A 17,522-nucleotide genomic window follows, 5' to 3' on the forward strand; every position below is an offset into this window, starting at 1 on the left:
AATATCTACTCGAGGGTCGTATAACACCAGTCTACGCGCGCGAACGAATGGCCGATGAAGGCCAGAGAGATGTAACAAGTACATATCTTGGCCAACGGCTTCAACGGCTCGAGGAACATGGTCACGTGCGTAATCTCTATGATACGGGATTATACGAACTCATCAACGATCCACGCGAGACCGAAAGTAAGTGACGTAGCAAAGGCACCCAACTGATAGCGACGACGGCCGACGTCGCCACCCGCGGAGCCCTACGTGCTGGAGGGGCCCATCACGGCGTAGCGCAGGGCGTCGAGACAGTGATCCCGCGCGCCCGGCGCGCCGACGTCGTCCTCGGTGTAGCTGAAGAACTCCCGGATCAGGGGCCGACAGCGCTCCGAGACCAACAGCCCGACCGCCGGCTCGTCGGTGTCGTCCGACTCGTCGGCGTCGTCAGGCTCATCGTCCCGCCTGAATCGCTTCGAGCGAGCCCGTGGGGGAGCGGGATGGCCCATGAACGGCCGCCGCACCGTTTGCTTTTTCGGCGTCGGCGCGACGGAGAGGTTGCCGTCGGGCTCGAGGCGCTTGCGCACCTCGGCGATCCCGGCGTCGATATCCTTCGTTGCCTTCTCGACGCGGTAGCCCGCCCGCTCGAGTCGGTCGATATGGGCGGGGTCGTGATCGCAGTAGATCGTCCCCGTCGGCCGGCCCTCGAGCCAGTCGCGCACGTCCTCGGTGTGGCTCTCGGTCTCGTAGAACACGTCGAGGACGACGAGCTGATCGAGCGGCGTTTTGCCGAGTTCGAGGACCACGCTCGGATTGTTCCAGCCGACGTCGTGGCCGTAGATCCGCCAGCTGTCGTCGATACGGGTGACGGCCTCGGCGTGGGGGATGACGTGGGTCTCGCGGCTGAACGTCGCGTACACCAGTCCCGTGGCGGCGGCAAAGCCGCCGTGGAGCGCCTGCTCCTCACGCTGGGTGTCGCTGTACTGCCGCTTGAACCGCTCAAGGACGTCGTCTTCGAGATACGGGTTGTCGAGCGTCGAGGCCCGTACCAGTTCAATCTCGAGGTCGAGCGGCTTGCCGGTCGCGTCCTGGCGCTTTTCGAGGATCTCATAGGCGTCGTTAAAGCCGTTGCCCGTCAGCGTCCAACACCGGACCTTCGACCCGGCGACGCCGCGGAGCCGCGAGCCCTCCATCTCGAGAAGCCGGTGGAGGTCAGCCTGGTACTGGCTGGGTTCGTCGAGCCAGATCCCGCCGAACTCCGCGCCGGCGTATCGATCCCATTTGTCGGCCGAGCCGAGGACGATCACCGTCCCGTTCGTGAGCGTGAGTTCCCGGTCGGCCTTGATGTAGTCAGCGACCAGCGGGCTCCGCTCGGGGTCAGTGGCCGTGTTGTCGCCCGGGAGCTGGGCGAACAGCTTTGTGAACGTCGAGCCCGTAGCTTCCGTGAACGTCTTTCCCATCGCCAGGAAGCGGCTCCCGGGGGTGGTCAGCGCCTGGGCGAGCAGCCACCGCGCACCCAGCACGCTCTTGCCGGTGCCGTAGCCGCCGAGGAAGCCGACGATGTCGGCGTTGCCGCTGTTGAGCGCGGTGAGACACTCGCGCTGGGCGGGCCAGATGTCGTAGTAGAGCGTCTCCGTCTCCGGATCGTACTCGATCCCCGTCGGCCGCTCGTCGGGGGCAGCCTCGCGCCACTCGACGGTGAGGTTCGACGGCGCGTCAGCGGGTTGTTCGCGTTTGAGCGCTTCAAGGAGGCGTTTGATCTCGCGTTTGGTGGGGGTGGTCATTGGACATCACCGCCATCGTCGGCTTTCAGAAGGTCGATCTCCGCGGCCATCTCGTCGAGGTCCTCGTCTTTGAGCAGCTTGCGGTACTGGCCGGCGAGGTAGCCGAGCGCGCGGATCCACTTGATCTGGAGCTCCTGTGCGTCCGGGCTCTCGGCCTCGGTGGTCTCGATTCGGTCGTGAGTGAGCTCGATCGTGTCGGCGAGGCGGTCGAGTACGTCGTCGCGGTCGGTGCGGTCGGGGGAGGGGTCTTCGCTCATGTGTCAGCGGGGCCGCCAACGGTGAGCCGTACGACAGGCCAACGATGAACGCCTGTTTCAGTCAGCGTGACTCGTCCGGACGGCATACCAAATTTTTATGGGCGAAAGTATATATACTTGTTCCGGGAGTTTTAAATCGGGGTGGTTATTATCGCGGCTACACCTGTAGAAGGTGCCTCAGTGGTCGATATTTTCCATTGCCTTGCGATCGAAATGATTGCATCGAGACCCCGCTAGTGGTCGACCTGAACGTCGTCCATCCACGTCGGTTCGAACGTCGTCGCGATCTGTTTCTGCCGGCCCTCACGGCCCTTGGAGTCGATCCAAGTCTCGACCAGCCCCATCGTCTCGAGGTTGCGGACGACCTCGCGGATCGCGCGCTGGCCGAGCCGGTAGCGGTCGCTGACCGCCTCACTCTGGAGCAGCTCGTAGATCCGGTCGGTCGTCACCGGCTGGTCGACCGTACCGGTCCGTCGGTTCCGCCGGGCCGTGATCGCGACGAGCACGCCGATGTGAGAGGCCGGCAGCCGGTGCGCTTTCTCGAGGAACGCCGCCTTGTCGGTCGTCTCGAGGTTGGCGTCGATACAGTCCGCGGTAACCTGGTCGAGTCCGCGCTCGCTCGCGGCCTCCCCGGCCTGGCGAAACAGCGTCAGCGTCTTCCGGGCGTCACCCCACCGCCGCGCCGCCTCGCGGATGCCGTAGTCGAACACGTCCTCGGGAAGCACCCCGTCGCGGAACGCTCGCTCGAGGCGGGGCACGAGGATCGCGTCCAGTTCGGCCTCGCCGTAGGGCGGGAAGAACACCGCCTCGTCGCTCATCGCGCTCTCGACGCGGCTGTCGAGGCGGAGGTCGACCTCCAATAGTTCGTTGCTCACCAGCCAGACCGACAGTGAGATGTCGCGGGCGAGTTTGCCCTCGCCGCGGAGCAGCCGGTAGAAGAACTCGCTGGGCTCGTAGTTCGTATCCTGCTGGACGTGGTCGATCTCGTCGAGCAACAGCACGGTCCAGTCGGGGTAGGCCTCGAGCGCATTCCAGATTCCTTCGAAGACGCCATCCAGTCCCTCGTAAGCGCCTTTCTTTGCGCCGGTGAGCTCGAACAGGATTTCGTTGGCGGCGCTAAACAGCGTCCGACACTCCTTCAGGTTGACGTACTCGGCGGCGACCCGGTCGTGTCGCGTGGCGAACTCCCGGCAGACTCGTCTCGTGGTGAGGGTCTTGCCGGTGCCCGGCGGCCCGTAGATCGAGACCGTCGGCGAGAGGTAGCCGTCGTGGACGCCGTTGAGGATCGTGGCGAGCTCGCGTTCCTGGGCCTTGCGCGCGTGGATCTCCTTGGGGTCGGCGAGCGGGTCGAGTGCGCCCTTGTCCTTGAACAGGCTATCGTCGGGCGCGGTGGCGGCGAAGAGGTCGTCGTACTTGCTCATACGATCGCGATTGCCAGTGGTAGTCGCGTGCTAGTAATGAACGTTCCGCACATCGAGCGGTCACACACGACTTCGATAGGATCTCAGTCGTAGTCACTTCGACAGTACCTCATTCCGGCCGTGCTCATCGCTCCCAGCCGGTCGTGATGCCGACGTCGCGAAGCATGTAAGCCCAGCGTCGGGCTTCTGAACGGGCGGCTGGCGATGAGCAGCTCACGTAAATCCTGCTGTCGGTGATGAGGGTCGTCTGCGTCGCGTTTCTGCCTCCTGACTAGCTGGAGCGGTCCCGGGCCCTCCGCGAGTAGCATCCGAGGGCCGCGGCGGACATGCTCCAGCAGAACTACGAGTGTGTATGTGTGCATCAGCTGCGTATGTGTATAGGTAATATACCTGGATTGAAGACGATCTCAGGTAGCCTACTGAAACAACCGAAAGAGGGTCCACAGAGTCGGCGTCGGATCCCGTTCGGTTGGGGGCGTTTCACGTCCTCGGCGGGTCGCTGCTGGCCGTAGCGATTAACACTGTCGTAGGTGTCGTCGCCGTCAGCTTGCGCGCGCCTCGATCGCGAGGACTCTCTCCGTATCAGCCCTCTGGATTGCGAGGGCAGTATCAGCCCTCTGGAGAACGTTGCGAGGAATCGACACTGTGCGACTCGGCAACTCGGTCTGACCGGCAGACCCACGGACTCGGTGTGTTGTTTCGCGGTGCTGGATCTCCAGCTGTCTCCACGCTTTCGCCGTCGACCGACAGAATCGTTATGAGGACTCGTGTTGAACTGTCGACACTCTCGTCGGAGTCCGAAACCGGCGGGATATGGATACTATGACGACAACCGAAACCGTACTGGACCACCACCTCGAGGCGTTCGAGACCCAGGACCTCGAGGCGGTCATGGAAGACTACACAGACGAATCGATTATCGTCACCAATATGGGTACGTTCCGGGGGCTCGAAGAGATTAAAGGATTGTTCCAGGGCCTTTTCGACGAGTTCGATGATCCAGACGCGTCGATCACCATGAACGAACAGCTTGTCGAGGACGAGTTCGGCTACATCGTCTGGCAGGCCGAGACGCCGGAAAGCGAGTACGAGTTCGCGACGGACACCTTCCACATTCCCGACAATGTGATCGCCTTCCAGAGCTTCGCGGGGATGATCACGCCGAAGGAGTGACAGACGTCCGTCGACCGGGCCGAAGCACGTTGTGCCGCTCATTTTTCGGCGACTCAGCCGGTATCCACACCGACCTGCGCACTGCGGTTATGGCGCAATTATCCAGCTGTAGGTTAGTTGTCGGCCCAGCCACCACCGGCTGATGGCATCGAACCTGAGTATTTTCATGCCGTCTTCCTCCGATCGACAGCTGCCCAATCGCGCCCTCTCGCGGAGGCCGATCCGAAGACATCGACCTCACCTGACGACCTTGTCCAGGCGAAACTAGGTCGGCACGGCGTACGACGTCGACACCGGAACGAGCGACACATCACCGAGCTCGCAGAGACCATCGTTGAGGTCACCGATTCAGATTCAGAATTCACCTATATCGAGGGACGGGACGGCGACATTCGACACAGCGAGGCCGACATCAGCGCAGTCCGGGCCGACCTCAGGTACGAGCCCACAGTGTCGCTCCACGGCGGATTCACGCGAACCGTCGCGTGGCTTCGCGAACAGTAGCTGACTACGAGAAACCACACTGCTTCCAGCGTGGTGTGAGTTCTACTCTCCCTGCACCCCAGTTTCCCCGGAGAACGGTTTAGAGCAGACGAAATGTACTCTCTGCAGCTACCGGTGGCAGCGGCTGAGGCGGCACACAAAAGGCTGAACGAAGCAACCGACTACACTGACAGCGTTCCACGTACGCCAGAAGCACTCGAGCTCTCACTGTACTGCCCTTGCCGCCCGCAAACAGACCGAGCGCAAGAACGGCCTCTCGGACACCGAACGGCGCGTCCTGCTCCCGACCGACGCCGAGATTCCTGTCGAGTCATCTACTGGCTCACCGGAGACGGCTGGCGTCCACAGTTAAGGGTGACCCCGGGGAGAAACCATCCGCTCGAGAGTGCATGAACTCTTCCAAGGATCCACACCACACTCCAGTGCGACTGTCCGTACGGCTCGCGTACTCGTGGTTCTCTTCCTCGATCGGTCGTCGTCGGTCCGGATGCGAGACGCCCCACGCTGGGTCGCCCGAGGACACCAGTTGTCACCGGAGGACGCGTTCCGTCGGTCTCCTGTTGGCGAGGTAGCCGACGGAGGGACGCGTGGCACCCACGAGATCGCGGTGCCCAACGCTGTTCGCCCACGCGACGCCCGCGGACGAAGCGGACCCTCAACAGACGGTACCGGTTCCTACCGCGACGTAGATCACTTCGGACGGGTGGCTGACGCGGCCGTCAGCGGCCGGACGACCCTGCGAGCACGGTCCGGTGGGCGCCCTCTGGGCCCACTCCGGCGACACTCCGAAAAAACGCTTTGGGCGTCTCGACCCGTGATCGCCATCAGTCCGCTATCGGCGGTGCCGTGTCCGGCGGTTGCCGGTGGGCCGTTGCCTGTTCGAACGAGTACCCTAACTCGAGCAGCGTCGGCTCGTCGAACGGCCGTCCGAGGAGTTCTATGCCGACCGGCAATCCGTCGTCGGTGAATCCAGCGGGAATGGAGACCGCACTACAGAGCGACTGCGAGGCGATGATCGTATTCGTTGCGAACGTCATCGTCTCATACTTCCCGTCCCGGATTTCGCTTTCCGTCGGGGGAACGACTTGCACGTTGGGATAGACGATCGCATCGAGATCGTGTTTCGCGAATACGTTCAGAATCTCTTGCTGGAACGTTTGCTGTGCGTTTCGCCGCTTCCAGTATTCCAGATCGTCCGAAAGATCGGTTGGACCCTCTTCAGCGAATCCGACAAATAAATCCAACAGGTCGTGATACTGACCGCTTTCGTAGAGGTCCTCGACGGAATCAACTGGCCCATCGCGGTCGCCGAGGAACTCGTTGAGATCACGCTTCGACTGCAAAATGTAGAGCATCGTCTCTTCGAGATACTCCTCTAACCGCGGAATCTCGACCGGATCGATAAGTGTCGCTCCCGTGTTCTCCATCGTCGTCAGCGCTCGTTCGATGACATCGTTGACCGGCGCAGCGGCGGGGTTCTCATCATCACCGAACCCATCCCGAAGCACCCCGATTCGCGCGTCGTTCAACCCGTCTGTGAGGAGGGCGTTCGTATATGAGCCGTGAACGGTGGCTAGCTCTGTCTGTCCGGTGAGTGCATCACGTTCGTCGTAGCCGACGAGGACATCGAGTAGTTTGGCCGCATCACGAACCGTTCGTGTCATTGGGCCAGCCGTATCTTGCTGTGAGACCAGCGGACTCATCCCGGTTCGGCTGATCAAGCCAGGCGTCACACGGACTCCAACGAGGTTATCGAACGACGCAGGAACGCGAATCGAGCCGCCGCAGTCGGTCCCAATACCGACGGTGCCCAGGTTCGCCGCAACGGCCGCTCCGGTTCCACTGCTCGACCCACCTGGGTCCCGCGTCAAGTCGTACGGATTTTTCGTCCGACCACTGACCGAGGAAAATCCGAACCATGACGTGGCCCAGTCCGGCAGAGTAGTCTTCGCCAGAATAATCGCCCCTGCGTCGCGCAACCGCTGGGTTACTTCCGCATCTGTCTCGGGGAGATACTCGTCGAACGCTTCCGACCCGTACGTCGTTGGAATATCCGTCGTTTCGACGTGATCTTTGACGAGCACGGGGATTCCGTGGAGTGGTCCGACGAACGTACCTGATTCGGCGAACATTTGGTCAAGCTTGGCCGCTCGTTCCGACGCGGTCTCATTGACCGTCACGATTGAATTGAGCTCGGGACCGTCACGATCGTAGGCATCGATACGTTCGAGATACCGGTCAACGAGTTCCTCGCTGGTAAGCGTTCCAGCTTCGAACGCTCGATGGAGTTGGTTGATCGTCGCTTCTTCGATTGTACGGTTTTTGGTCCCCATGTTCTATATCTTCCATGGAATAGAGCATAGCTCTGCGGGGGTCCCAAAGACGTTGGCGCGCCTCAACTACGGTCTTTCCTGAGTGTCTATCAGTCGTCGACACACGCTGCACAGACGAGATACTCCTCTGACCCCAGTATCGTGTCTCCACACTCACGACAGATCGACGTCTCCGCGATGTCTCGCTCCGTGACAGAACCGTCATCGGTCTCCTCCCACGCCGCAAACGGGTTGATCTTCTCGCCGGTCTGCTCTTCGAACAGATACGTCTGCTGGCGCTGCACAGCCACCGACGCAGAGTGCCCAAACGCCCACATCCAGCCTACAACGACACAGCTCAGTCCGATCAACAGCACGACATCGAACCCACTAGTGTTCTGTCAATCGTCAATTGATGGGTAGAGTCGGTACAGTTTGGCGCGAGCGTCTTCGGTCGTGAATTGCCACTCGATCTGAGAATTCTTCTCATTTCGAGCACTCACCCATGCAGCGACCTCCGCCCGGAGTGTCGCTGCATCCGAAATTCGGCAGTCAAGACACTGGCGAGTGAGCACGTTGATTTCGACTTCGGCCATATTGAGCCAGCTGCCGTGAACCGGAGTGAAAGGCTCTGGTGAATCGCCAGACGGCGTCGAGTTGATCTGCCAGAGCTAGGGAGTTGAAGCGGGAAACGGCGGATGATTCATGTCCAAAATCTCCCGCTTCACCGGGAAAGTCGTGACGTTGGCTAACAGTAGATAGTAGCACGGTTTCTTTATTCAGAATCTCGTCTGAAACTCGCGTTGCGTACAGGCGAACGCGATACCACTATGAATTGCTCTTATGTCTTTCTCAGTATGGCGTACGGAATATAGAACTATTATTATCACAAAGAGTTTAAATTTGAAATGTGTTGATGGTAACTATGTGGTCACGCCGACGTGTCCTCCAAGTAGGAAGCCTCTCTACCCTCATTGGCTTATCTGGCTGTACAGCACTACCATTTGTCGGGACAATAGGATTCAATCTTCGTAATTACATGGAAGAACCACACGACGCACGTGTCAAAATTCAACTCTACGGACAAACGGTGTTTGAACAGGCATATCAATTGCCGACTGCAAGCGGAGATGACCCGTACGTACAGACGGAGACTGCTGCTGTCACGAATGTCCCAACTGGTGTGACCTATACTGTCTCCCTGTTCCTTGATGGGACGGAAGTGCAAACCACCGAGGCGACTATGGATTGTACTGACCGTGAAGAACAGATAGATGAAGAAATCGACATCAACATCGGGTTTGGGTCTGGTGATGCAGTGATGATAGCTGATACGCAGTGTTAAGTACGCATCTCTACGTAACGAATCGACCGATTCAGGTTCACGGTCCAAACTGAATAAAGAAACCGTACTACCAACTACTGCTAAAAATGCTGTTGGTGGCCGAGGCGAATCCGCCGCCCCGCAGGGTGGCGGATTCGCCGACTACGCCGTCGTTTCGTTGCATTGTCTACGGATTTACTTGGAGAAATCTTACCGCGAAGCGCTCGATCTCTTGAGCGAGATGCCACAAATACTGGCGGAGATCGGCCTTGAGAAGGCCGGTCTCCCTGATCACTCGACGCTAGTGAAAGCGTTTGACAGGATCAAGATGGCAGTCTTGCGAGTGCTGCTGCGCCTGTCGGCGCAACTGCACGAGCCAAACAGATAGTTATTTAATTAATTTTCATTATATTCCATATCATCACGAGTGTGCGAGGAGACCTTCTTTTGGAATAGCACCGATGCGAAAACCAGCCTCCGACTGGTGTACGCTGTTCCTGACAGTATTTCGGTAGAAGGTTCAAACGTGAATGTTCAACTATGGTGAATAGAAGGCGCGAATGTAGCTCCGCTCATATCTTCGGTTTGAGGACGCGCCACAGGATGCGAGGGGAGAATAGTGTCGTCGGGGGCCGTTCCATCATGAGCACTTTGACGAACGCTTCTCGGAGTACTCGGTCGTCGTGGGCCCCACGCAACAGGTGGGAGATGTACCTGTTGGTCAGATCGGTGCCACGAGGCTTCGGGCCCTCGGTTTGCGGGAATGCGAAGTCCCCGCCGACGGACAACGTCCAGGCGACGTCGATGATGTCTTTGGCCCGATCGAAAAAGCGGAGGGCAAGATCCTCGCGGCTCCCGTCCGCGAGCGCGTGATGCAGCACCAACGCCTCCAAGGCCGCCACCGACATCCCCTGTCCGTAGATTGGATTGAAACTGGCGAGTGCATCACCCACGACGAGCAGACCCTCCGGAAACCGCTCTAGATCCTCGTAGCGCCGGCGGATACTGGTCGGAAACGGGTAATGCGCGATCTCCTCGGAGAGCCACGTCCGCGTGTCGAGAAGCCGTTCGAAATGCGGGACAGAAAGGTCCGCTGCGAACTCGATCAGTCCTTCCTCATCCGTCGGCGGATGATTGCCGTGCAGGCCAAACAAGGTCACGAGCCGTCCACCGTCTTCAACCGGAAACGTCGAACCGCCACGGCTGAGTTCGGACGATGGGGCCGCCAGGACCATCTGCCGGTCATTGACGGGTCGTTCGATGTGCGCCGTACTGTAGGCCATATCGACGCGGACTTCGTCGGTTTCCGGCGGGTCATAGTCGTGCGCCCGCAGCCACGTCGGTGTCCTAGACGTCCGACCGGTCGCATCGACGACTAGATCGGCACCCAGTTCCTCCGAGTGGCCATCCGCTGCATTGACAGCGACTCCTGTCACGGTCGTGGCGGATTCATCGACGAGGTAATCGGTCCACTGACATCGCGATCGGAGCATGACGGCGTCGAGGTCGGCAACGCGTCGTCGAACTACTTGTTCGAAGAGTGGTCGGGTGGCAAAATACAACGGGAACTGTCGAGTTCCGTTGGCGAGGAAATCGCCCTCTTGATGGTGCATCACGTCGCGCGAGCCGTCGAGTATCACCCCGCCGCTCCTGGCGAGCGCTTCACCGAATCCGGGAAAGAGATCCTCGAGGGTTGCACGCCCCGCTTCAAGCAGCAGATGAACGTGTCGGCCCTGGGGAACGCCCCGGCGAGCGAGCGGTTCGACCGGGGTTGGATCCCGCTCGATTACGGTTACCTCTCGATACCTGTCCGCGAGGATCCGGGCTGTGAGGAGACCGGCCATACTTCCCCCTATCACGACCGCCTCCCCCTCCGTGGGTGGGTTCCGAGTGGGATGATATCTCCGAACCGTCGCTAATGTCATGTTAGCTTCCCTAGTAGCGACAGAGTGTGTTAAGTATTACCACACACCTTTTCAGCACGGTTCTATCACTGTTATCCATATTTGCCAGATTTCTCGACGGTACGTTCACAGATCATTTGATCCAATACATCGTTGAGCCGAGCGGTGGGCTAGCCCGAAGCAGTGGCGTTCCGCTCAGCGGAGCGAATCAGGGAAGGTCCGAACCGTGACGAGGCGACCGGCCGACGCTGGCGAGGTGCTGGTCCCGCTCTCAACCGTGTAATAATGGTTGTGGTGAGGCGTCGGTGCTGGGCCTGTGTGCGTGGGGCGACCGACGAGGTGATCAACTACCGGTCGCGTTTCGGTTCGCGGCCGAGTACGCTCGCGACCGACTCGACGCGATCCTCGGCCCCCTGTTCGCGACTCCGGTACTCGTCGAGTTCGAGCGAGGTGATGATTCGGTCGCTCTCGACCGCACCGTGTGCCGCCTGCACGGCCTCGAACACCTCGTTGACGTCGTCGGCTTCAATCACGGTGTCCGTCGCGGTCAGTTCGTACGAGACGTCGAACTCGTCGAGGGCGTCGATGGCCTGTGCGATGTCGTCGGAGAGGCTCCCGTCGCGGACGGGAAGAACCTCGAATCTGGCGATGACTGTCATAGTATGTCTCTCGAGTTACATTTCAGTGGGCAAGCGCGCTCACCCACTGCCAGAGGTGGGCTACGCTAACACTCAGCATAGTCCTTCGGGATGCAGTTGAGAGTCCAATCAGTCCTGCGCGCTTCTTACGGGTCACACGAAAATCAGGAATGAAGCCCTGATCCGAAGCTGTTCTCCACGAGTGCAGCTTCGTATGGAATTCGGACTCGGAGCAGGGTGCAGTGCTTCTACGAACCCGGGTCGTGATACGGAGGAAACAGTATTAAACGCACCCGCTGTTGGCAAAAATCTCATCGTCGACTGCGCTCGTACAGCCGGTCTCACAGTGCTGGCAGCGACGAATTCGAGCTCTTGCATCCGTAGCCAGTGAGTGCGGGTGATCGCCCGCCAGCACCCGTCTGGCGCCTCTCGCTGTTCGCCGAATCCTTCTGATCAGGAAGGGGAGCGTTCGATCCAGTCCGTTCCCGTTGTGGTTGCCAACTGCTCCAGAAACCGTTTCATGAGGGAGGTCCCAGTCGCCGACTGTGGCGCGTCGAGAACCTCGATCGTCACCTGTTCGGCAGTTTCTAGGTCGCCTTCCTCGACCTCGATATTGAGAACCGCATGTTGGTGGATAACGAGCAGCCGCTCCGTATCGACGATGAGATGATCGTCCCCCAGTACCTCGAGTGCCGTACGGAAATCAACGGGTGGGGTTAGGTGATAAGCCGTCGCCGACTCCTCATTCCTCATTACTGGGAACCACGGGGCGGCCGTATAAGAATCTCTGGCCTCGAGTACTGTCGTTGCCAGTCTCATACTCGACCGGGCGAAGCGCTCGATACGAGGAGAGGAGTGGTGGCAGGCCATCCGAACGAGTCGCGTACTCGTTGGTCTTTTTTTCGATCGGTCGTCGTCGGTCCGGATGCGAGACGGCTCACCTTGGTTCGTCTGAGGACACTAGCTGTCACTGGAGGATTATCGGTGTGGAGACGCCATCGGCGTCCTGTCTGGTCGGATCCGTTCCCCCCTGTGGTTTCTTGTAGGCCCCGACTGTACGCTTCCATGCAGTGTGTCACCGCTACTCAGATCCGGCTGAAACAGAGGATACCGCCGACGAACCAGCTGAGGACACTGTCGATGAGGACCGTCCGGCGCGGATACCTGACAGCCGCTTCATCGACCGGCCGGTACGGGTGCTGAAGCAGGTGACGGCCCGCCTCGAGTGATGCGCCTGGCACGATTTGTGACCGCTGTGAGACGTCTCCGCGTACCCGCCCGATAATGAGTCCGTTCATCCACCTCGTCGCCGACTATGGGAAATCCGATCCTGCCTTTTCGGAGGTCGTGCATCGGCTGCTGGCTGAAGACCCGGACGCCCACGTCCAAACGACTGCGGTCCCACCGCTGTCGACGGTTGCGACGGGCTTCTGGATCGAACAACTGGGGCTCCATAACCCCGCGTTTGAGGACCTGTTCATCTACTCGAATACCGCTCCCAGAACGGAAGCCGCTGCCCCACAGCGAGCGGATGAAGGCGGACAACTCTATTATCTCACGCTGGAGACCGGCGTGCCCGTCGTCGCGGTCGACGCCGGATACAACCTGTCGTTCGTTCGAGACAGCATCCACGAGTTCCGGGAGATCGAGACGCCAGCGACCGGCACACAGTTTCGGTCCCGGGATCACTTCCCGAAACGGGTCGCCGAACTTGCCAACGGGAACATGGACGCGCTCGGGGCATCCCGATCTCTCGAAGAGATACCGCCAAAGCCGGAGTCGGCGGTTTGTCACGTTGATGGGTACGGCAACATCAAGACCTCGATCAGAGCGTCTGAATTCGATTTGGACACCGACGCCGTCACAGTCGAACTCACCGCCACCACTACCGAGGTCTCTGTCAGAGACACCGTTGCTGAGGTTGAGGAAGGTACTGTCGGACTGGTTCCCGGCTCGGCAGGCGGCGACGATCCGTACATGGAACTCTTCCTGCGAGGGGGTTCCGCAGCGGCGGAGTTCGATCAGCCACAGCCAGGGGACGACATCACGGTGACATCCTCCTCGCCGTAAACGGCGAGGCTTCCCACACATGGGGTATACCAGTTAGTCGTCGCTGGCAGAAGGTTTCGACTCTTGAAACTCCGTGAGCGTCATCTGCGCTGGTACGCTCTTCTCACGGTGAGTCGTGGCGGTGTCACAACCGCTCCCATCCCGAAGCGAGTCATCGCGTTCCGTCTTGTCAAGCGGGACGCTCTCTCCCCACGGGTCAATCCGCCGTGCGATGTTCGCGGAAGCGTTGATGTCGGCCTGAAACGTCGAAACGTGGCAGTCGTCGTGCGGACACCGGAACTCAGCTTCGTTGACAAGTCTGCAACCACTGACACCCTCCCGACGCCGATGAACAGGCTCTTTATCCCCCACGACACTACCGAGTACCCATGCCGATCGAAACCGGCGACTCGGTCACGATTGAGTACACGGCCCGGTTCGACGACGGCCTCGTGTTCGATACGACATGCAAAGAAGTCGCCGAGGAGACGGGGCTGGCCGAACGTCTGCCCGACCGCGAGTACGAACCGCTCACCGTCGAGGTTGGCGACGACGAGCTCATCGAGGGGGTCAACAACGCGCTCGTCGGGATGGCAGCAGGTGACGAGACGACGATCACGGTCCCACCGGAGAACGCATACGGCGAACGATCCGACGACCGAGTCGTCGAACACCATACCTTCGAGTTCGAGCAGATACTCGAGTCGGAAGGCCGGTCCCTCGAAATGGGGATGCAGATCGAGTCCAAGGAGGGAAACGTCGGCGAAGTTACACATATCGATCCGGAGATTCTCCGAATCGACTTCAATCACCAGCTGGCGGGCGAAACGCTCGAGTTCGAACTCCAGGTCCTCGAGGTCGACTGAGTCTCGGCTTCCAGGTGGAGAGGGTCCCGAAGCTGATCCTTCCGCTCGGCCCGCGCCGGCAGGATCACCCAGAGCGCGAACAGCGGGATGGGAACCCGAAGCCGTACTGCCAGGCGACCAGGACGAACCCCGCGGCAGGGCATCACCGCGTTGTCGACATCGCCTGCGGCCAGTGTCACGCCCGTTGTGGTCTCGAACTGGTCGGAGAAGACCCGAATCCAGAAACGTAAACCGAGAGACGCCGTACAGCGCGGTCGCCGCAAACAGGACGAGCGTCACTCGAAACGGATCGAGACGACGACCGTCAGCGACAGCTCCTCAGTCGGCTCGGAGCACGCCATCGGGCGAGGGGGTGAGCCGGTCTGCACCGTCGTCGGTGACGACGAGCGTGTCGGAGTGGCGAAGCCCGAGCCCGTCGTCTTCGAAGTAGAGCCCCGGTTCGATGCTGATCACCATCCCCGGCTCGAGCGTCCCCTCGGTCCGGGCGTTCAACGCCGGTCCCTCGTGGATGGTGATCCCCTCGCCGTGACCGGTCCGGTGGACGAGTTGGTCGCCGTACCCCGCCGCCCGCAACTCGGCGGCGGCGAACTCGTCGATCTCGTGGGTTCCGACGCCGGGGACGACGCGATCCATGGTCTCGTTGCGGACCTCGACGAGCGTCGCCATCGCCTCCTCGACGTGGGCTGGCACGTCACCGACGAGCACCGTGCGTTCTTCCTCGCAGACGTAGCCCTGAATCGAGGGCAGTGCGATCCCGACGACGCTGTCGCCGGACTCGATACGCCGGGCCGTCGAGAGGCTGTGGGGCTCGAGTGCGTGCTCGCCGGTCAGAACGCTGGCGAAGCCATACTGCCCGAGTTCGTTCGCCGTCCCGATATCGTACTCCGAGAACGCTTCGAGATACGTGTCGTAGTACGCTCGCTGGACGTCGGCGAGCACCTCGAGTTCAGTAACCCCCTGCTCGACGCCCTCGAGATAGGCCTCCATGCCGGCCGTCGCCAGCTTCCGGGACCGGCGGATCATCTCGAGTTCCCACGGCGTCTTCACCGCTCGGAGATCGAGAAACACGTCCGTCGTGTCCTCGAGCGTGACGTCACTGGCCGCCTCGAACCCGGCAACCCAGCCCGGCTTCGCCGCCGCCCTATCGTAGCCCAGCACCTCGACGTCGGTTTCGGCGACGGCGGTCGCGAGCACGTCGAACGGATCGTCGGTGTCCTCGTATACGAGCGCGCGATCGGTCCAGGCGGTCCGCGTCACCTTCGTGCGTTCGATCTCCGGCGTGAGCACGAGGCTCGTCTCGGCGGTCACGAGCGCGACGACCGGGCGCGAGTACATGCCCGCGTAGCCGCCGCTGAGATAGTACGAGTTCGCCGGCGAAAAGGCGAGCAGTCCGTCGACGTCGAGCGTCGCAAGCTCGTCGCGAATCCGGGGCAGGCGATCCGCATCAATGAATTTCGACTCCGGATCGGGGAAGATCTCTCGCATCACGGTCATACACGAATATCTTGTGAAAGAGAGTTCCCATACGCGCGGTAATTTACCGGTAGGCGCCTACTTTAACAGACCAGCTCTGTTGAAATCCTTAGTGAGTTACAGATTCAGTCGGTCGCTTGAGTAGATGCAGACCCTCCCAAAATCTCGGTTACTTCGATTTGTCGAGGAAGCATTTCAGTTAGCGCAACGTGCTGTGGCTCGTTACTCCTCGAAGTTCTCGAAACAACGCTACACGCTCCATCAACACATCGTTCTCCTGTGTCTCAAAATTCGGAAGAACACGACGTATCGAACACTCCTCGACGAACTCATCGAGATGCCTCGCATTCGGAACGCTATTAACCTCACCGAACTCCCTGCTCCGTCAACGCTGTGCAAGGCGTTCGATAGGCTAGATATGGCTGTCTGGCGAGTGCTGCTCAATCTCTCTGTGTCATTGCTCCCGACTAACGGTATTGCAGGGATCGACGCCTCGGGCTTCGACCGATGTTACGCCTCGAAGCACTACACGAAACGGACAAAATTGACGATTCAGCAACTGAAAGTCACCTTCTTAGTCGATACGAGAGTAAACGCGATCCTCGATCTCCACGTTACAACGACCCGCAAGCACGATACACAGATCGCACCTTCACTCATCAACCGCAACACAGCTGAAGTCGAAGTTCTGCTCGGTGACAAGGGATACGACGATCACCAGATTCGAGCGATGGCCCGCGAAAACGGGATTCGTTCACTCATCAAACACCGTGAGTTCTCATCACTTCAGAAAGCGTGGAACACTCGGCTGAATGCCGACCTCTACGCCCAACGGAACCAGAGCGAGACGGTGAACTCTCGGCTCAAGCGAAAATACGGTGCGTTCGTCCGTTCACGACGCTGGTGGAAGCAGTTTCGTGAACTCGCCCTTGCGTGTATCGTCCATAATCTTGACCGAGCTATCTGACGATCAGTACAGGGGAGGCAGTTTCCGGGGCTACACTCTATCTGTCTGTGTACTGTTGAAGCGGCCTCCTCAAGTGAGTGGTCACTCCGATTACCAGAAAACACTTACCAGTTATGTATATTCAGTACCATATGTTCCCACCCCGGCTATGGATCGGTGCAAGGAGAACGCAGTTCCCCTGACCCTGTTCTTCATTACGGCGATCGCTATCTTCATCGTTCCCCCGATCGCTCTGAGGGATTTGGGGGCAATTAACGGGGTCCCCATCGTGATCGTGATTGTTTTAACGACCGTGTTTCCGTACGCGTGCGTCGTCGCGGTGGGGACACTTCCACTTCTGTGCGCCAATATTGCGAGTTTCGCGGCACCTGATGCGGACGCCGACGCCCTCCATTCGTTCTCGTGGGACGCAACCCTACGACACCTGGTGGCTGGATTCTCATACGTGGTAGGAGCGGCCACAGTTAGCGCCATCGGAATTGGCGTTCAGATAACGCTAGAGGACCGGATGATACTAGAGGCCTTCCAGCCGTCGTTCCTGATCGGAAGCGTGATCGTCGGGGTGGCGTTCATCGGCGCCCAGTTGTGGCGATACGACAGGCCTCTGCGCACGGTCCCGCTCCGCACGATCCTCGGGACGCTGGTACTCGGAGGTCTGCTGGCTCTGTCCATAGTCGCCGCCTTCTGGGCGTTCAACGATCCGCCATTCTACGTCTAAGCGTACCTGATAGACACGCTATCGTTCAGTTCGCACGTGTAGTGAGCAGTAGTTTCATGGGATTAATTGTCTATAGAAGAGGATTTCAACAGAGCCGTTCGGACAGTTCCGAGAACTCGTTCTGAAAGCGGCTGTGAGGAATGTCGA

The 17,522-nt window shown here is 59.9% G+C and carries 15 protein-coding genes and 3 pseudogenes; 7 read left to right on the plus strand and 11 right to left on the minus strand.

Annotation, left to right across the window (positions count from 1 at the left end):
• Positions 1-251: 251 nt before the first annotated feature.
• The 3 genes from NED97_RS12820 to NED97_RS12830 all read right to left on the minus strand — a co-directional run bounded on the left by NED97_RS12820 (position 252) and on the right by NED97_RS12830 (position 3,447).
• The gene (locus NED97_RS12820; protein WP_252487421.1) at positions 252-1,769 is read right to left on the minus strand and encodes a terminase large subunit domain-containing protein; all 1,518 of its coding nucleotides are present in this window, start codon (positions 1,767-1,769) and stop codon (positions 252-254) included.
• A complete protein-coding gene (locus tag NED97_RS12825) occupies positions 1,766-2,026 on the minus strand; it encodes a hypothetical protein (RefSeq protein WP_252487422.1) in 261 nt (86 codons plus the stop codon). The genes NED97_RS12820 and NED97_RS12825 overlap by 4 nt, the downstream gene beginning before the upstream one ends.
• A gap of 233 nt (positions 2,027-2,259) precedes the next feature.
• The gene (locus NED97_RS12830; RefSeq protein ID WP_252487423.1) at positions 2,260-3,447 is read right to left on the minus strand and encodes a Cdc6/Cdc18 family protein; all 1,188 of its coding nucleotides are present in this window, start codon (positions 3,445-3,447) and stop codon (positions 2,260-2,262) included.
• A gap of 822 nt (positions 3,448-4,269) precedes the next feature.
• Between NED97_RS12830 and NED97_RS12835 the strand changes: the two genes are divergently transcribed.
• Positions 4,270-4,620, plus strand: coding sequence for a nuclear transport factor 2 family protein (locus NED97_RS12835; RefSeq protein WP_252487424.1), 351 nt, complete (start codon positions 4,270-4,272; stop codon positions 4,618-4,620).
• 1,328 nt (positions 4,621-5,948) lie between these two features.
• Here the strand turns inward: NED97_RS12835 and NED97_RS12840 are convergent.
• The 3 genes and pseudogenes from NED97_RS12840 to NED97_RS12850 all read right to left on the minus strand — a co-directional run.
• Positions 5,949-7,457: an amidase gene (locus NED97_RS12840; protein WP_252487425.1), complete on the minus strand. Its 1,509-nt coding sequence runs from the start codon at positions 7,455-7,457 to the stop codon at positions 5,949-5,951.
• An 89-nt stretch (positions 7,458-7,546) separates the two neighbouring features.
• A complete protein-coding gene (locus NED97_RS12845; RefSeq protein WP_252487426.1) occupies positions 7,547-7,747 on the minus strand; it encodes a hypothetical protein in 201 nt (66 codons plus the stop codon).
• A 90-nt stretch (positions 7,748-7,837) separates the two neighbouring features.
• Positions 7,838-8,062, minus strand: a pseudogene (locus NED97_RS12850) (IS630 family transposase); the annotation flags it as partial.
• Positions 8,063-8,475: 413 nt separating this feature from the next.
• Here NED97_RS12850 and NED97_RS12855 point away from each other — a divergent pair.
• The gene (locus NED97_RS12855) at positions 8,476-8,781 is read left to right on the plus strand and encodes a hypothetical protein (protein ID WP_252487427.1); all 306 of its coding nucleotides are present in this window, start codon (positions 8,476-8,478) and stop codon (positions 8,779-8,781) included.
• 49 nt (positions 8,782-8,830) lie between these two features.
• Positions 8,831-9,142 (plus strand): annotated as a pseudogene (locus NED97_RS12860) (IS5/IS1182 family transposase); the annotation flags it as partial.
• Between the two features lie 190 nt (positions 9,143-9,332).
• On the opposite strand, the gene NED97_RS12865 reads toward NED97_RS12860, so the two are convergent.
• The 3 genes from NED97_RS12865 to NED97_RS12875 form a co-directional block, all read right to left on the minus strand.
• Positions 9,333-10,685 carry an FAD-dependent oxidoreductase gene (locus NED97_RS12865; protein WP_252487428.1) on the minus strand — a complete coding sequence of 451 codons (1,353 nt, stop codon included), beginning with the start codon at positions 10,683-10,685 and terminating at the stop codon, positions 9,333-9,335.
• A gap of 326 nt (positions 10,686-11,011) precedes the next feature.
• Positions 11,012-11,323 carry a thiamine-binding protein gene (locus NED97_RS12870; RefSeq protein ID WP_252487429.1) on the minus strand — a complete coding sequence of 104 codons (312 nt, stop codon included), beginning with the start codon at positions 11,321-11,323 and terminating at the stop codon, positions 11,012-11,014.
• A gap of 432 nt (positions 11,324-11,755) precedes the next feature.
• The gene (locus NED97_RS12875; protein ID WP_252487430.1) at positions 11,756-12,055 is read right to left on the minus strand and encodes a hypothetical protein; all 300 of its coding nucleotides are present in this window, start codon (positions 12,053-12,055) and stop codon (positions 11,756-11,758) included.
• A gap of 531 nt (positions 12,056-12,586) precedes the next feature.
• On the opposite strand from NED97_RS12875, the gene NED97_RS12880 reads away from it, so the two are divergent.
• Entirely contained in the window at positions 12,587-13,372 is a 786-nt protein-coding gene (locus NED97_RS12880; protein WP_252487431.1) for an SAM hydroxide adenosyltransferase, read from the plus strand.
• Positions 13,373-13,405: 33 nt separating this feature from the next.
• Here the strand turns inward: NED97_RS12880 and NED97_RS12885 are convergent.
• Positions 13,406-13,663 (minus strand): annotated as a pseudogene (locus tag NED97_RS12885) (RNA-guided endonuclease TnpB family protein); the annotation flags it as partial.
• 77 nt (positions 13,664-13,740) lie between these two features.
• Between NED97_RS12885 and NED97_RS12890 the strand changes: the two are divergent.
• Positions 13,741-14,217 carry an FKBP-type peptidyl-prolyl cis-trans isomerase gene (locus tag NED97_RS12890; protein ID WP_252487432.1) on the plus strand — a complete coding sequence of 159 codons (477 nt, stop codon included), beginning with the start codon at positions 13,741-13,743 and terminating at the stop codon, positions 14,215-14,217.
• A gap of 318 nt (positions 14,218-14,535) precedes the next feature.
• Here the strand turns inward: NED97_RS12890 and NED97_RS12900 are convergent, their stop codons facing one another.
• Entirely contained in the window at positions 14,536-15,711 is a 1,176-nt protein-coding gene (locus tag NED97_RS12900; protein ID WP_252487433.1) for a M24 family metallopeptidase, read from the minus strand.
• Between the two features lie 124 nt (positions 15,712-15,835).
• On the opposite strand from NED97_RS12900, the gene NED97_RS12905 reads away from it, so the two are divergent.
• Positions 15,836-16,657, plus strand: a complete 822-nt coding sequence (locus NED97_RS12905) for an IS5 family transposase (RefSeq protein ID WP_252487434.1) — start codon at positions 15,836-15,838, stop codon at positions 16,655-16,657.
• Between the two features lie 148 nt (positions 16,658-16,805).
• Positions 16,806-17,375, plus strand: coding sequence for a hypothetical protein (locus tag NED97_RS12910; protein WP_252487435.1), 570 nt, complete (start codon positions 16,806-16,808; stop codon positions 17,373-17,375).
• Positions 17,376-17,522: the final 147 nt, after the last annotated feature.

The organism is Natronococcus sp. CG52 (assembly GCF_023913515.1).
Classification (GTDB): Archaea; Halobacteriota; Halobacteria; order Halobacteriales; family Natrialbaceae; genus Natronococcus; species Natronococcus zhouii.

Excerpts from the sequence above, each read along its gene's own strand:
- NED97_RS12880 (WP_252487431.1), top strand. The coding sequence starts at position 12,587 with ATGAGTCCGTTCATCCACCTCGTCGCCGACTATGGGAAATCCGATCCT.
- NED97_RS12875 (WP_252487430.1), bottom strand. The coding sequence starts at position 12,055 with ATGAGGAATGAGGAGTCGGCGACGGCTTATCACCTAACCCCACCCGTT.
- NED97_RS12900 (WP_252487433.1), bottom strand. The coding sequence starts at position 15,711 with ATGACCGTGATGCGAGAGATCTTCCCCGATCCGGAGTCGAAATTCATT.
- NED97_RS12840 (WP_252487425.1), bottom strand. The coding sequence starts at position 7,457 with ATGGGGACCAAAAACCGTACAATCGAAGAAGCGACGATCAACCAACTC.
- NED97_RS12890 (WP_252487432.1), top strand. The coding sequence starts at position 13,741 with ATGCCGATCGAAACCGGCGACTCGGTCACGATTGAGTACACGGCCCGG.
- NED97_RS12820 (WP_252487421.1), bottom strand. The coding sequence starts at position 1,769 with ATGACCACCCCCACCAAACGCGAGATCAAACGCCTCCTTGAAGCGCTC.
- NED97_RS12830 (WP_252487423.1), bottom strand. The coding sequence starts at position 3,447 with ATGAGCAAGTACGACGACCTCTTCGCCGCCACCGCGCCCGACGATAGC.
- NED97_RS12835 (WP_252487424.1), top strand. The coding sequence starts at position 4,270 with ATGACGACAACCGAAACCGTACTGGACCACCACCTCGAGGCGTTCGAG.
- NED97_RS12870 (WP_252487429.1), bottom strand. The coding sequence starts at position 11,323 with ATGACAGTCATCGCCAGATTCGAGGTTCTTCCCGTCCGCGACGGGAGC.
- NED97_RS12910 (WP_252487435.1), top strand. The coding sequence starts at position 16,806 with ATGGATCGGTGCAAGGAGAACGCAGTTCCCCTGACCCTGTTCTTCATT.
- NED97_RS12825 (WP_252487422.1), bottom strand. The coding sequence starts at position 2,026 with ATGAGCGAAGACCCCTCCCCCGACCGCACCGACCGCGACGACGTACTC.
- NED97_RS12855 (WP_252487427.1), top strand. The coding sequence starts at position 8,476 with ATGGAAGAACCACACGACGCACGTGTCAAAATTCAACTCTACGGACAA.
- NED97_RS12865 (WP_252487428.1), bottom strand. The coding sequence starts at position 10,685 with ATGACATTAGCGACGGTTCGGAGATATCATCCCACTCGGAACCCACCC.
- NED97_RS12905 (WP_252487434.1), top strand. The coding sequence starts at position 15,836 with ATGCAGACCCTCCCAAAATCTCGGTTACTTCGATTTGTCGAGGAAGCA.